The sequence below is a fragment of the Leisingera sp. M527 genome (assembly GCF_025141525.1).
GTDB lineage: Bacteria > Pseudomonadota > Alphaproteobacteria > Rhodobacterales > Rhodobacteraceae > Leisingera.
Map to the genome: position 1 here is coordinate 1691707 of NZ_CP081037.1, position 13664 is coordinate 1705370.

The 13664-nt window shown below is 61.5% G+C and carries 15 protein-coding genes; 9 read left to right on the forward strand and 6 right to left on the reverse strand.

Annotated elements, in window-relative coordinates; all coding sequences use genetic code 11:
- Positions 1-3: 3 nt before the first annotated feature.
- The 3 genes from rplI to rpsF are packed head-to-tail and all read right to left on the reverse strand — an operon-like array spanning position 4 to position 1237.
- The gene (rplI, locus tag K3555_RS08460) at positions 4-615 is read right to left on the reverse strand and encodes a 50S ribosomal protein L9 (protein ID WP_129371035.1); all 612 of its coding nucleotides are present in this window, start codon (positions 613-615) and stop codon (positions 4-6) included.
- Between the two features lie 12 nt (positions 616-627).
- Entirely contained in the window at positions 628-855 is a 228-nt protein-coding gene (gene rpsR / locus K3555_RS08465; protein WP_005852865.1) for a 30S ribosomal protein S18, read from the reverse strand.
- A 28-nt stretch (positions 856-883) separates the two neighbouring features.
- The gene (gene rpsF / locus K3555_RS08470) at positions 884-1237 is read right to left on the reverse strand and encodes a 30S ribosomal protein S6 (RefSeq protein WP_027259123.1); all 354 of its coding nucleotides are present in this window, start codon (positions 1235-1237) and stop codon (positions 884-886) included.
- A 303-nt stretch (positions 1238-1540) separates the two neighbouring features.
- Here rpsF and K3555_RS08475 point away from each other — a divergent pair, with 303 nt between their 5' ends.
- The 3 genes from K3555_RS08475 (at position 1541) to K3555_RS08485 (ending at position 3349) form a co-directional block, all read left to right on the forward strand.
- Entirely contained in the window at positions 1541-2074 is a 534-nt protein-coding gene (locus K3555_RS08475) for a hypothetical protein (RefSeq protein WP_259991906.1), read from the forward strand.
- A gap of 154 nt (positions 2075-2228) precedes the next feature.
- Positions 2229-2807, forward strand: coding sequence for a YceI family protein (locus tag K3555_RS08480; RefSeq protein WP_260008143.1), 579 nt, complete (start codon positions 2229-2231; stop codon positions 2805-2807).
- A 218-nt stretch (positions 2808-3025) separates the two neighbouring features.
- Positions 3026-3349 (forward strand): hypothetical protein, encoded by a 324-nt coding sequence (locus K3555_RS08485; RefSeq protein ID WP_260008144.1) that lies wholly within the window; start codon positions 3026-3028, stop codon positions 3347-3349.
- Positions 3350-3526: 177 nt separating this feature from the next.
- On the opposite strand, the gene K3555_RS08490 is transcribed toward K3555_RS08485, so the two are convergent.
- Positions 3527-4792: a cytochrome b/b6 domain-containing protein gene (locus K3555_RS08490; protein WP_260008145.1), complete on the reverse strand. Its 1266-nt coding sequence runs from the start codon at positions 4790-4792 to the stop codon at positions 3527-3529.
- Between the two features lie 176 nt (positions 4793-4968).
- On the opposite strand from K3555_RS08490, the gene fabD reads away from it, so the two are divergent.
- The 4 genes from fabD to K3555_RS08510 all read left to right on the forward strand — a co-directional run bounded on the left by fabD (position 4969) and on the right by K3555_RS08510 (position 8337).
- A complete protein-coding gene (fabD, locus tag K3555_RS08495) occupies positions 4969-5901 on the forward strand; it encodes an ACP S-malonyltransferase (protein WP_260008146.1) in 933 nt (310 codons plus the stop codon).
- A 58-nt stretch (positions 5902-5959) separates the two neighbouring features.
- Positions 5960-6697: a 3-oxoacyl-ACP reductase FabG gene (fabG, locus tag K3555_RS08500; RefSeq protein WP_259998927.1), complete on the forward strand. Its 738-nt coding sequence runs from the start codon at positions 5960-5962 to the stop codon at positions 6695-6697.
- A gap of 421 nt (positions 6698-7118) precedes the next feature.
- The gene (locus K3555_RS08505; protein WP_005982462.1) at positions 7119-7352 is read left to right on the forward strand and encodes an acyl carrier protein; all 234 of its coding nucleotides are present in this window, start codon (positions 7119-7121) and stop codon (positions 7350-7352) included.
- A gap of 241 nt (positions 7353-7593) precedes the next feature.
- On the forward strand, positions 7594-8337 hold the full coding sequence (locus K3555_RS08510) for a 1-(5-phosphoribosyl)-5-[(5-phosphoribosylamino)methylideneamino] imidazole-4-carboxamide isomerase (RefSeq protein ID WP_259991918.1): 744 nt from the start codon (positions 7594-7596) through the stop codon (positions 8335-8337).
- A 114-nt stretch (positions 8338-8451) separates the two neighbouring features.
- Here K3555_RS08510 and K3555_RS08515 read toward each other — a convergent pair whose 3' ends face one another.
- Together K3555_RS08515 and K3555_RS08520 are read right to left on the reverse strand one after the other, a co-directional pair.
- Positions 8452-9267 carry a PilZ domain-containing protein gene (locus tag K3555_RS08515; protein ID WP_260008147.1) on the reverse strand — a complete coding sequence of 272 codons (816 nt, stop codon included), beginning with the start codon at positions 9265-9267 and terminating at the stop codon, positions 8452-8454.
- A 430-nt stretch (positions 9268-9697) separates the two neighbouring features.
- Positions 9698-10570 (reverse strand): PilZ domain-containing protein, encoded by an 873-nt coding sequence (locus K3555_RS08520; protein WP_259991922.1) that lies wholly within the window; start codon positions 10568-10570, stop codon positions 9698-9700.
- Positions 10571-11191: 621 nt separating this feature from the next.
- Between K3555_RS08520 and fabF the strand changes: the two genes are divergently transcribed.
- Entirely contained in the window at positions 11192-12457 is a 1266-nt protein-coding gene (gene fabF, locus K3555_RS08525; RefSeq protein ID WP_259991924.1) for a beta-ketoacyl-ACP synthase II, read from the forward strand.
- On the forward strand, positions 12457-13611 hold the full coding sequence (mltG, locus tag K3555_RS08530) for an endolytic transglycosylase MltG (RefSeq protein ID WP_260008148.1): 1155 nt from the start codon (positions 12457-12459) through the stop codon (positions 13609-13611). Before fabF ends, mltG begins: the two co-directional genes overlap by 1 nt.
- The last annotated feature ends 53 nt before the right edge of the window (positions 13612-13664 follow it).

The following is a 13664-nucleotide window of genomic DNA, read 5'->3' on the forward strand; positions in this document are numbered from 1 at the left end:
GGATCAGTTGGTTTCTTCGCCAGCGGCGTCAGCAACCGGCGCGTCGTCGTCGTCAGACGCGGCGGAACCGATATCGTCGAACAGTTCCGAGATCTCGTATTCAGCAGCGGCTTCCTCTTCGGCGGCCAGCTCCTGGATCGATTTACCGGATGCCTGCAGTTCGGCTTCTTCGACCGAGCGGGCAACGTTCAGATTGATGACGGCTTCGACTTCCGGGTGCAGGCGTACGGAGACAGAATGCAGGCCGAGGTATTTGATCGGAGCGATCAGAGCGACCTGTTTCTTGTCGACGGTGAAACCGTCTGCGGTTGCAGCATCGGCTGCGTCGCGCGGGGTGACCGAGCCGTACAGCGCGCCCGCGTCCGATGCGGAGCGAATCACGATGAACTGCTGGCCGTCCAGCTTTGCCGCCAGAGCCTCGGCCTCTTTCTTGGTTTCCAGGTTGCGCGCTTCCAGCTGCGCTTTCTGGTCCTCAAAAGATGCGATATTGGCCTCAGAGGCGGTTTTCGCCTTGCCCTGCGGCAGCAGGAAGTTGCGGGCGAACCCGGGCTTTACGTCAACGACGTCGCCCATCTGGCCCAGCTTTGCAACGCGCTCAAGAAGGATAACTTGCATGTGCTTATCTCCTTACTTCACGGCGTAGGGCAGCAGGGCGAGGAAGCGGGCGCGCTTGATAGCACGGGCCAGCTCACGCTGCTTCTTGGCCGAAACGGCGGTGATGCGCGACGGTACGATCTTGCCGCGCTCGGAAATGTAGCGCTGCAGAAGACGGGTGTCTTTGTAGTCGATCGCCGGTGCGTTGTCGCCCGAGAAGGGGCACACTTTGCGGCGGCGGAAAAACGGTTTGGCTGCCATGGTTTAGCGTCCTTTTCTCAAGCTAAGATCAGCGGCGCTCGCGACGGGTGTCGCGTTCATCGCGTTTCTGCATCTGGACCGAGGGGCCTTCCTTGTGCTCGTCGACCTTGATGGTCAGGACGCGCATCACGTCGTCATGCAGACGCATCAGGCGTTCCATTTCCTGAATGGCGCCGGCAGAGGCGTCAGTCTTCAGGAAGGAGTAATGCCCCTTGCGGTTCTTGTTGATCTTGTAGGCCATCGTTTTGACGCCCCAGTACTCCTGCTCGACCAGCTTGCCGCCGTTGTCGGACAGAACAGCACCGAAATGTTCGATGAGGCCTTCAGCTTGCGAGTTGGACAGGTCCTGACGCGCAATCATGACATGCTCATAGAGTGGCATGCGAACTCCTGTTTGTGTCTAGGCGCATTTCATAGAACGGGCATTAAAGCTTCCGCTGCCCGGTCACGAGAGGCTGCGCGGATCGAAAATGTCGCGGAAGCAGGGCCTCCTATACAGGCTGCGGCTGAAAGAGCAAGGCAAAAGGGCGGTTTCACGCCGCCGGCCGCTGCCGCCGCTGCAATACCGCTAGCCCGCCGTATTGATGCCCCAAAGCAGGTCTTCACTGATTAACGAAGCCTTAACGCGGGCAGAAACCGCGGAGCCGGGCCATCCGGCAGGTGCAGCTTGAAAAAGGGCAATCAAATGGCAGTGACAGACCAAACCCCGCCGCAGGTTACCAAAACCCCCGGAGCCGCTGCGTTTGGTGCGATGGCAGCAGCTGTGCCGCTTAGCCTCAGACTCGAGGCCAATTGGAAGCTTCGGGTTGCGCTGCTTCGGGTTCTGGGGGCCGCGATGATCCTCAGCTCCACCGGATTGTGGCTGGTGCCGGGTTCCGGCGCCGATCCGGAAATGAACCTGATCAGGATCGGTATCTCGGTTGCCTTTTTGCTGATTGGTCTGGTGCTGATGACAACGCATGAACCGGGCAACCGGCCCGAAGCCTGCTTTGATCCGGTGCGGCGCGAACTGCGGGTGCTTCAGCGGGATGGCCGGGGCCGTCCGTGTACCGTGTTGCGCCGCAGCTATGACACCTTGGGCGGGGCGCGGCTGACGGCGGTGTCGGTGCAATTGTATGAGACCGACGGCAGCTTGCTGATCGAGCTGCCCATCGGCTCTGCCGCGATGCGCAGCCAGCTGCGCGACCAGCTCAGCGGTGCGGTGCGGATCCTGACCTGACCCGCCTTCACATTTTCGCGAGGAAAATCCGCCGGCCTTTCCGGCGGGTTTTGTGTTCGCCCGTTCACAGGTAATGTTGGTTTTTGCGGGCTTCCCTTTCGGGCGCATGCGCCGCATCTGTTGCCTCATGATATATTCTGACGGAGCTTTTCCCATGAAAACGACCCTGATTGCTGCCGCCCTGGCCGCTGTTGCTGTAACCGGCGCTGCTGCCGCCCCGGAAAAATACGTGCTGGATTCCAGCCACAGCCAGATCCTGTTTGACTACAATCACCTGGGCTACTCGACCACCTATGGTATGTTCGCCGGCTTTGAGGGCGAGATCATGTTCGACCAGGAAGACCCGGCAGCCTCCAGTGTCGCGGTGTCCATGCCGCTCAGCATGATGTTCACCGGCTGGCAGGCCCGTTTCGACCATTTCATGACCAAGGATTTCTTTGACGCAACCGAAGACGAAACTGTCAGCTTCACCTCCACCGCGATCGAAGTGACCGGCGACAACACTGCCAAGATCAGCGGTGATCTGACCCTGAACGGCGTGACCAAACCGGTGGTGCTGGACGCCAAGCTGAACCAGACCGGTGACCACCCGATGGCGAAAAAGCCCTGGGCCGGTTTTGACGCCACCACCTCGGTGCTGCGGTCGGACTACAATCTGGGCCAGTTCGCGCCTTTCGTCAGCGACGAGGTGAACATCAAAATCTCGGTCGAAGCGATGAAGGCCGACAGCTAAGGCTCAGCCTCTGCTTTGAAAGGCTTGCCGCCAGCTCCACCGGGGCTGGCGGTTTTTTGTTGCCCGGCCGCCAACCCGTCTTCTAGCCCGGAGATAGATCTGGCGTTGGATCCGGCGCCGGGCCCCTCGCCAAAGCGTGACAGAAGTTCATTGGTGTTCTCCTAGCCGCTGCGGCAGGCTGTAACCGGCCCCTCCGGCCGCTTAAAAAAGGAGGCATCATGTTTCGCCTAGGCTACTTCGTTTCAGCCGGTGCGGCATTGGCCCTCGCTGCCAACCTGGCGTTCACACCACCGGCTGCCGCCCATGATTCAGGCCGTGATACGGCCCGCGCCATTGCCGGGCTGATTGCTCTGGGTCTTATTGCCAAAAACCTGAATGACCGTAATGACCGTCACCGCGGCTACACGCATTCGTATCAGCCGCGCACCTACTACCGGCCGCATCGCGGCCGCGGCCATTACGCGGGCCGCCACAGGAACCATGACCGCGGCATACACCGCCACCGCACCCGCCACGGCGGCTATTACCGGCACCGTCACTGACATTTCGATGCGGTAAAACCTGTTGCGCAGAAACAGACCGGCTGAAACGGCACAGCGCCGCGCGTCAGCGCGGCGCTGTGCCCAAGGCTGCCAGGGGGATCAGCCCGCTGATCACCCGCAGGCGCGGGAGGGCTCCGGCCCCGGATCAACCGGCACCCGGATCTGCCAGCGCCCGGATTATTCCGCCCGTTTGGCCTCCAGCTCCACCGGAACCTCCACGGCAAACCCCAGCGAACTTTCATCCGGCAGGCTTTTGCCAATGCCGAAATCGAGACGGTTCAGGGTCAGCGTGCCGGCCATCATTGCGGTGCCGCCCTGCAGGTCCAGGCTGAAGGGCAGGGTGACCGGAACCGTCTGGCCCTTGATGGTCAGGGTGCCTGATGCCTGATATCCTGCGGCCAGCTTTTCGATATCCGCCTTGAACAGGGCAGTTGGGAAATTTGCGCTGTCAAAGTAATCGGCGCCCATGGCCTGACCGGCAACCGATCCCAATTCCAGAGACGGGATCGACACTGTCACCTCCACATCACCCGCCGGACCCGGGGCCGCGGGTTCCTCAAAGTTGATCACCGCAGCCCACTCGCTGAAACTGCCCGAAATGACGCTACCCATCTGGGTGACGGACAGGCCTAGTGTACCGGACTGCACCGCCCAGCCGCCCCCGGCCGCAGGGTCTACTGCCACAACTGGGGTCACGGTGCCTTCCGTGCCGTGATCCTGCGCGTTCCCGTGGCTGTGGTCATGACCGCCAAAGACACCAATGGCCGCGCCGCCGCCCAAGGCGCCGGCCCAGACCGCCAGCGCTGCCAGCACCGGCATCAGGCTGTGGCTTTGCGCGGGCGGCTGCGGCAGGTCAGCACGGCCCGGCAGCATCCGGCGCAAAGTGGCGTCGCGGTCCATCACATGATGCTTCAGCGCCCCGGCAATATGCAGGCCCAGCGAGGCGGCCAGGGTCCAGACCAGAACCCAGTGCAAGCCGCCGAAAAAATCCGCCGCGTGGTCGGACTTCGGCACAAACGGCAGGCTCTGCCCGAACGGCCACCAGATCGGCGCAAAACCGGTGGTCGCGGCGTGATGGATCCACCCCGACAGCGGCACCGCCACCAGCGAGCCGTACAGCAGCCAATGCACCATCTCCGCCGCCAGCGCCTCGGCCTTGCGATCGGGATGCAGCAGGCCGGGTTTCGGCTGGCTCAGCGCCCACAGGATCCGCAGCAGCGCCGTAAAGAACACCGCAACCCCCACAGTCTTATGCAATGAGAACAGCAGGGTGGCCCGTGCAATCACCGCCTGGCTGCCGTCAAAGCCGGGGCTTTGGATCTCATGCGCCAGCTCATTGGCGAAATACCCTAGCGGAAAGGCCGAGAAAATCAGCAGGGCGGTCAGCCAGTGAAACGTTTTGGCGACACTGCCGTAAGAGGTGAACGTGTTGGCACGGGACATTGGCGCGCATTTCCTTGTCAGATTCCGGTGGCTCTAACCTAACTGCGGGGGGCTGCGTTGCAACGGCAGGAATTGTCAGCCGGTGCACAGCTTTGGTGCGCAAAGTGCGGCTTTGCTTGTACGCAGGGGAAAGGCCCGCTAAATCAGGCAAAACGTTAAAACAGACGAGGTCTTCAATGACGATCGCATTTGTGTTCCCGGGACAGGGTGCCCAGACCATCGGTATGGGCAAAGCACTGGCCGAGGCTTATCCAGCCGCCAAAGCCATCTTTGACGAGGTGGATGACGCTTTGGGTGAAAGCCTGAGCCAGCTGATCTGGGAGGGCGACATTGAAACCCTTACCCTGACCCAGAACGCTCAGCCCGCGCTGATGGCCACCTCGATGGCCGCCATGCGCGCGCTGGAGGCCGAAGGCGTCACCATCGGCAAGGCCTCCTTTGTGGCCGGCCATTCCCTGGGTGAATATTCGGCGCTGGCTTCGGCGGGGTCGATTTCGGTCGCTGACACTGCGCGCCTCCTGCGCACCCGCGGTCTCGCGATGCAGAGCGCGGTTCCGGTGGGCGAGGGCGCCATGGCCGCGATCCTGGGCTTGGATCTTGAGGCTGTGCGCGCCGTGGCAGAGGAGGCCGCGCAGGGCGAGGTTTGCCAGGCGGCCAACGACAATGACCCGACACAGGTGGTGGTCTCCGGAACCAAGGCAGCGGTCGAACGCGCTGCGGTGATCGCCAAGGAAAAGGGCGCCAAACGCGCGGTGATGCTGCCGGTCAGCGCCCCGTTCCACTGCGCCCTGATGCAGCCCGCAGCTGACGCCATGGCCGAAGCGCTGGCGGGTGTGGACATCAAATCCCCGGCGGTGCCGCTGATCGCCAATGTGCGCGCCGACGCAGTGACCAGCCCGGATGAAATCCGCGCATTGCTGGTGGAACAGGTGACCGGCTCGGTGCGCTGGCGCGAAAGCGTGCAGGTGATGGCCGCCAACGGTGTGACCGAATTCTGGGAAATCGGTGCGGGCAAAGCCCTGTCCGGCATGATCCGCAAGATCGACCGTGCGCTGGTTTGCCGCCAGGTGGGCGCCCCCGAAGACGCCAAGGCTGCCGCCGAAGCATAAAGGGATTTAGCCGGCGCGCGCCCGTGCCGCGCCGGCCTCTGATATAAAGGACAAAAAAATGTTTGATCTGACTGGCAAGAACGCCCTTGTGACCGGCGCTTCGGGCGGCATCGGCGGCGACATCGCCCGCGCCCTGCACGCCGCAGGCGCCACCGTGGCCCTGTCCGGCACCCGTGAAGAGCCGCTTAATGCCTTGGCCGAGGAGCTGGGCGAGCGCGCCCATGTGCTGACCTGCAACCTGTCGGATGCAGAGTCGGTTGAGGCTCTGCCGAAACAGGCGGCTGCCGCCATGGGCTCTGTCGACATTCTGGTGAACAACGCGGGCATCACCCGTGACAACCTGTTCATGCGCATGAAAGACGAGGAATGGGAGAGCGTGCTGAACGTGAACCTCACCTCGACCATGCGCCTGTGCCGCGGCGTGCTGCGCGGCATGATGAAGGCACGCTGGGGCCGCATCATCAACATCTCCTCGGTCGTGGGCGCCACCGGCAACCCCGGCCAGGCCAACTATGCGGCATCTAAGGCCGGCATGGTGGGTATGTCCAAATCGCTGGCCTATGAGATCGCCAATCGCGGCATCACCGTGAACGCGGTTGCCCCGGGCTTTATCGCAACCGCAATGACCGACAAGCTGAACGATAGCCAGAAAGACGCGATCCTGACCCAGATCCCGGCCGGCCGCATGGGGGAATCGAAAGAAATCGCCTCAGCCGTTCTGTATCTGGCCAGCCAGGAAGCGGGTTATGTCACCGGCACCACGCTGCACGTGAATGGCGGCATGGCAATGATCTAAGCCCCGCGCCAACCTGTGCCATGCATTGCCCTGCAGCCTGCCTGCAGGGTATTTCCATGTCTGCCCCGGCCTGACCGGGCCGTAGGAACGGTGCAGGTTTCGCTGCCAAGCAGTTGAAAAGGAGCGGATTTGCGAAAAATTTGCTCTGGGCCTCTTGCAAGCACTTGATTACGGGGCCATCTGCACCCTTCATAGCCGCCAGAAGGCATCTGGCCCCGGCTGCTGTGACCAAGCGAAACCGTTTGCCTTGGCCGCGGTCTATGTTATAGGCGGCGCATATCTGTACTGGTGTTTCCCCAAGGGAGCCGCCGCACTGTCCCCGCCCGGCGGGGATTACAACGCCCGCTCCGGGCAATAACCACGCCGCCCGAACGGGCAAGGGCAGAACTGGGCAGAGTGCCCTGAAAGACGAGGAATAGACATGAGCGACGTCGCAGACCGCGTAAAAAAGATCGTTGTTGAGCACCTGGGTGTAGAAGAAGACAAGGTCACCGAAAACGCTTCCTTCATTGACGATCTGGGCGCAGACAGCCTGGACACCGTGGAACTGGTGATGGCGTTTGAAGAAGAGTTCGGCATCGAGATCCCGGACGACGCAGCCGAAACCATCCAGACCTTCGGCGACGCGGTCAAATTCATCTCCGAAGCGTCCTAAGCCACGCTTCCGGAGAACCGGACCCAGCGGCGTCTTCCCATCGGGGAAGGCGCCGTTTTCGTTTGTCCGGCAGGGCTCTGATTCCCATTTTGCCGGAAAATTTGCGGGGTGTTTGTTTGCGCTATCAAGCGACAGCTCCGCTGCGCCGCAATTGTTCCATAAATCGTCATGATACGGCGTTCCGGCGGCAGCGTTCCGTGCTAATCTCTTTGTAAGAGGCAAAACTTAGGAGATAGGCATCATGATGATTTACCCCACTATGGAGATTCAGAACGGCCGCTGCGTGAGCCTCGAAAAGGGCCGCCTGGATGAGCCGATGATCTGGCATGTGGATCCGGTGGAAACCGCCAAGGGCTTTGCGGCCGCCGGGGCGGAATGGATGCATGTGACCGACTTCAACGCAATTGAAGGCGATCACTGCAACGAGGAGCTGATCTGCGACATCATCCGCGGCGCCGGCATTCCGGTGCAGCTGGGCGGCGGCATCCGCTCACGCGAGCATGCCGAGCATTGGATCGACAAAGGCGCAGGGCGCGTCGTGATCGGAACGCTGGCCGCGCGCGATCCGCAGCTGGTTCAGGAACTGGCCAAACACCACCCGGACCAGATCGTGCTGGCCGTGGATGTATACCAGGGCCAGGTGATGACCGATGGCTGGCGCCAGTCCGGCGCAATCTCGCCCGAGGACTTTATCGCGGCGTTTGATTCCGCGCCACTGGCGGGAATCATTGTCACCGATATCGACAGCGACATGTCGGATCTCGAAGCTCAGCTTGGCCTGATTTCCGCCCTCGCGGAAAAGTCCCGCACGCCGGTGATCGCCAATGGCGTTGTGCGCAGCTCGGATGATGTTTCGCGCCTGAAATACATCTACAATATTTCCGGTGCGATGATTGGCCGGGCGCTGTTCCGCAAAACAGTGACTGTCGAGGAAGTTCTGGAAGTGGCCCGGCCCGAACCCGAGCCGGTCGCCGAGTTCCAATAAATCAATGCCTGCGGATTTTGGTCCGCAGGCGATTTTTTGCCCCTGTTGCGGCCATCCTTCGAGTGGCCCGGTACTGAAGGCAGGGATCCGGAAGGCCGGCAGCATGTTGCTGGATCATGCTTCGTTGGCGGCGGGTTCCGGTTGTTGCTGACCCGGTTGATTTGAATTGAGCAAGGCTTTCATATCGGCACGCAGCAGTTTGGCATTGAATTTGATGCCGAAATAGTCGGCGTTCTGCCACATAATCTGCGCGTCAAAAGACGCCACACCGGGCACCGAGGCGATTACAGCCTCTTTGATATTGAACTGCGGTTCGCGCGGTTCCTGCGGTTGCTCCAGCACCCGGATTTTTGCACCCACCCGGCTAATGTCCACAATTTTTGCAGGGAACCGGCGCTGGCGGCAGTGCAGGGTGCACGGCAAAGAGCAATGGTAACGGCGCCTTAGCCGCAAGCGTTTGCGCGTGACTCGCTCTGCCAAAAACAGGCCGGCGCCGGCGAGAAGCAGAGCTAAGAGAGAACTGGCAATAGCGGTCCTCCGCCGGTACGGCAGCAATGGGCCGAGGTTTGCCTGTGCCTGACCGATTTGCATGTCTTTCGGTACGAAATCGCAGGGCAAAGAAACGATCTGTCGGGATAAATTCTCCAGCAAGGCCCGTGCGCCCAGCCGCCGCGCACTGACCTCCGCCCGTTCCCGTCCATGGATACGGTATACTTCGAGAAGGCCTTTTTGTTGTGTAATCAACCTCATGGTAAGCGGTTCATAGGCCCCCATGCCCGACCTGCGCATCCGCATGCGCAGCGGTACGGCCGGGTGGTCAGCCATCCAATGGCGAAGGTTCTTGGCCTGGCCGTCCTGTTGCCCGGTCCGCAAATAATCCAGGAATTCACGCATCTCATGCCGCATAAGCGCGAGATCCGATTGCAGCATGCAGGTCGCCCTGGATGATGCGGCAGCCATGCCTGCACTGCCGCAAACCACAGCCGGGGAAATCGAAAGAGCGATAATCAATGGCCAGTGTTTCAATACAGGACCCTTCCGGTCATGAGAGGAAGTGCAGTCGCGGTGTTGGATGCAGTAGAACCACTCAATGGATAATTGGATACCGTTAACACCCTCTATGCGGGTATATAATTCACCATAAAACCGGCAACACCGTCCGGAGTTGCACCTTACGGTGTGTGACATTGGCCGGTGATTTCGGAACTGAAAAGACACGCAATGCGCCTGCCGCCTGGCAAGTCCGTGCGGGACATGTCAGGTTCGCGTGTCTTTTCCAGGCGGTTTCATTTGGAAGGGCAGTTGAATTGCACAGTTTTTGTGCTGGACCCGCCGGATCCTTTGGCGCGCCGGAGGGCTGTTATATACCGAGCCGCACTTCTTCACGCAGGCCGTCGCCCTGAAGCGGGAAGGCCTCAAGCAGGCGGTGCAATTGCATGAAGTTGAAATCCTTGGAGAATTGGACGCCGCAATAGCCGGGGGTTTGCCAGCGGACCTGGGCGTCCATTGTGTATCCGCCGAAATTGAGGGTCACCCGCCCAGACACTTCGCAAGGGCTGTCGGGGCGCACCTTGGCGCCGGCCCGGCTCAGATCGACCAGATGAGCTTGGACTGTCCGGCCGCCCGCCTGCAAGACGCAAGGCACTGCGCAGGGGTAGCGTTTCGTGCGGCGGATTTTGCGGATGCCGATCCGGTCCAGGAAATACAGCGCACTGCCGCCCAGAACCAGAAACGACAGCCAGGCAATTGCGGCATTTCTGATTTGCTGGCTCTGCCGTGCATCGCCCGCAGCCACGGCAACCAGCTTGCTGCCATTGCCGCTTTCCTTCACCCGGTCGCAGGGCAAAGCTTCGACACGGGTTCCGAATTCCGACGCCAGCACCGGGGTGCCCATATGGCGCGCAGTTTCAAGCGCGGCGGCCCGGCCCTGGCTGGAGAGGATTTTCAGCAGGACCTGCTGCTGCTGTAAAAGCTCCTGCATGCCGGCAGCGACGGATTGAATGCCAACCGCTTTCATCCGCTGCCGCATCGGCGCGGGCGGGTTTGTGCTGATCCAGCTGCGCAGATGCTGCACATAAAATGCATTCTGGCCGGAGCTGAGATAGGCGAGGAACCCCTTGGACGCCCGGTGCAGGTTCGACAATTCCTGATGCACAGCGCAACTGGCGGCTGCGCGTTCCGGCAGCAGTCCAATAACCAGTAAAAATGCAGTTAGCGGGAGCCAATTGCGCATGGCGGGGCCGTTCCTTTATGCCTTTGGACTAAAAGAATGACGTATAAATGCAAATGTGCCGTTAACGCAGGCGGCTTTTGGGGGCCGCCCAGACCGCCCAAGCTGCGCAGGGCACAGGCAGCAGCCACAGGGATGCTCCGGCGACCAGAGGCGCCTCTAAGCGCAATTTCCGCCGGCCTTGGCTTTGATCTTCCCAGTGGCGGAAATTTGCCAGTCTCTCGCGGCTGGCCGGCACCCGGATCTGAACCGCGGCTGGCAACGCCGGGACAGCAACATGGAAACCGGCGGAGCAGCGGCGGCAATTAAATCAGGGCACGGATCACCGGTGAAACAAGCATAGGCAATGTACTGTCAGCATAGCGGAGAGAAAAAGACGGGCTGGAGGAAAATTGGCCCAGACCTCCAGCCCGGTTTTGGCAATCCACGAGGACGGATGCCGAGTTCTGTCATCATCGCGCTATCAACCTAGGGGGTATTGGTTAACAATAAATTCCACTCTCGCAATCTCTCCGTGAAATGCACATTGCACATGGCGACACTGCAGATCAGCCCGCTCTTGCACCCAGCCGCCATTCCAAGCTATTTGAACGGACGGATTGCCGAGGCAAAGGAGAGCAAGGAATGCGTCGAGTAGTTGTCACCGGACTGGGCCTGGTCACCCCGCTGGCCAGCGGAGTCGAAGAAACCTGGTCCCGGTTGCTGGACGGCCAGTCGGGCGCGGGCCCGATCACCCTGTTTGACGCCGAAGCCAGCGGTGTAACCACCACATATGCCTGTGAGGTGCCGCGCGGCGATGGCTCCGAGGGCACATTCAACGCGGATGACTGGGTCATCAAGAAAGACCAGAAGAAGATTGACGACTTCATTCTATATGGCATCGCTGCTGCGGATATGGCTGTGCGGGACGCCGGCTGGACGCCCGAAGATGAAGAAAGCCGCCTGCGTACCGGCGTGATGATCGGCTCTGGTATTGGCGGGTTGTCGTCGATTGCGGACACCGCCGTGATGATCAAGGAAAAAGGCCCCCGCCGGGTGTCCCCATTCTTTATCCCCGGTGCGCTGATCAACCTGATCTCGGGCCAGGTGTCGATCCGCTTTGGCTTCAAGGGCCCGAACCATTCGGTTGTGACCGCCTGTTCGACCGGCGCCCACGCCATCGGCGATGCGGCGCGGCTGATCAAATCCGGCGACGCCGACGTGATGATCGCAGGCGGCGCCGAGGCCGCGATCTGCGAGATCGGTATCGCCGGCTTCAACGCCTGCAAGGCGCTGTCCACCAAACGCGCCGACGACCCTAAAGCGGCCTCGCGCCCCTATGACGCCGACCGCGACGGTTTTGTCATGGGCGAGGGCGCCGGCATCGTTGTGCTGGAAGACTACGAGCACGCCAAGGCCCGCGGCGCCAAGATCTATGCCGAGGTGCTGGGCTATGGCATGTCGGGCGACGCCTACCACATCACCGCGCCGTCCGAGAATGGCGAAGGCGGCGAACGCTCAATGAGGGCGGCGCTGAAAAACGCGGGCCTGGAGCCGTCTGCCATTGACTATATCAATGCGCATGGCACTTCGACCATGGCCGACACAATTGAGCTGGGTGCGGTTGAACGTCTGTTGGGCGACCACGCTGCCAATGTCACCATGTCTTCGACCAAATCGGCTACCGGGCACCTGTTGGGCGCGGCTGGCGCGATTGAGGCGATCTTCTCGATCCTGGCGATCCGCGATCAGGTTGCACCGCCGACCATCAATCTGGACAACCCCGCCATCGAAAGCCAGGTGGATCTGGCCCCCAACGCCAAACGTGAGCGTAAGGTTGAGATTGCTCTGTCGAACTCCTTTGGGTTTGGCGGCACCAATGCCTCGGTGATCTTCGGAAAGGCCGGCTGATGTGGCGCAGCCTCGCCTCCAACATGCTGACAGTGCTTATTGCGGCTTTGTTCCTGCTGGGCGGTCTGATCCTGTGGGGCAAATCGCAATACACCGCTGAAGGCCCGCTGGAGACAGCGATCTGCCTGCGGGTCGAGCGGGGCTCGAACATGGCACGGGTCAGCCGCGATCTGGAAACCCAGGGCGCGGTCGCCTCCGCCGCCATCTTCCGCCTCGGCGCCAAATACAGCGAGAAGACCGGCCAGCTGAAGGCCGGCAGCTTCCTGCTGGAACCGGGCTCTTCGATGGAGCGGATCATCGACGGGATCACCCATTCCGGCGCCTCCACCTGCGGCACCGAGATTGTCTATCGCGTCGGCGTGACCCGCACTCAGACCGTGGTGCGCGAATTGGATCCGGCGACCAATAAATTCGAGGAAAAGGCCGCCTTCATCCTCGGCGAAGGGGAGGCTCCTGCTGCCTATACCGAGACCCGCCAGGAGGCCGACACCCGTTACCGGATTGCGCTGGCCGAAGGCGTGACCAGCTGGCAGGTGGTTGAGGCGCTTAAGGCCATGGATGTGCTGAACGGCGACCCCGGCGAACGCCCGGGGGAGGGCCTCCTGGCGCCCGACAGCTATGAGGTCACCACCGGCACAGACCGTGCCGCCGTTCTGGCTGAGATGCAGGAGCGCCAGCAGCTGCGCATCAACGCCGCCTGGGAAAGCCGGTCCGCGGATGCTGCGGTCGGCAGCCCCGAAGAAATGCTGGTCCTCGCCTCGATCATTGAGAAGGAGACCGGCGTTGCCTCTGAACGCGGGGTGGTCTCCTCGGTCTTCACCAACCGCTTGAACCGCGGCATGCGGCTGCAGACGGACCCGACGGTGATCTACGGCGTCACCAAGGGCGAAGGTGTCCTGGGCCGTGGTCTGCGCCAAAGCGAGCTGCGCAAAGCCACGCCCTGGAACACCTATGTGATCGAAGGCCTGCCGCCGACTCCGATCGCCAATCCCGGCATGGAAAGCCTGGAGGCCGCGGTGAACCCTGAAGCCACGGATTATGTGTTCTTTGTTGCCGACGGCACCGGCGGCCATGCGTTTGCCGAGACGCTGGACGAGCACAACAGGAATGTGGCCAAATGGCGCGAGATCGAAGCCCAGCAGCAGAACAACTGAGGCTGATGCCAGGGCCGGAATTAGGGCCGGAATTTGTGCCGGGAAACAGTCTG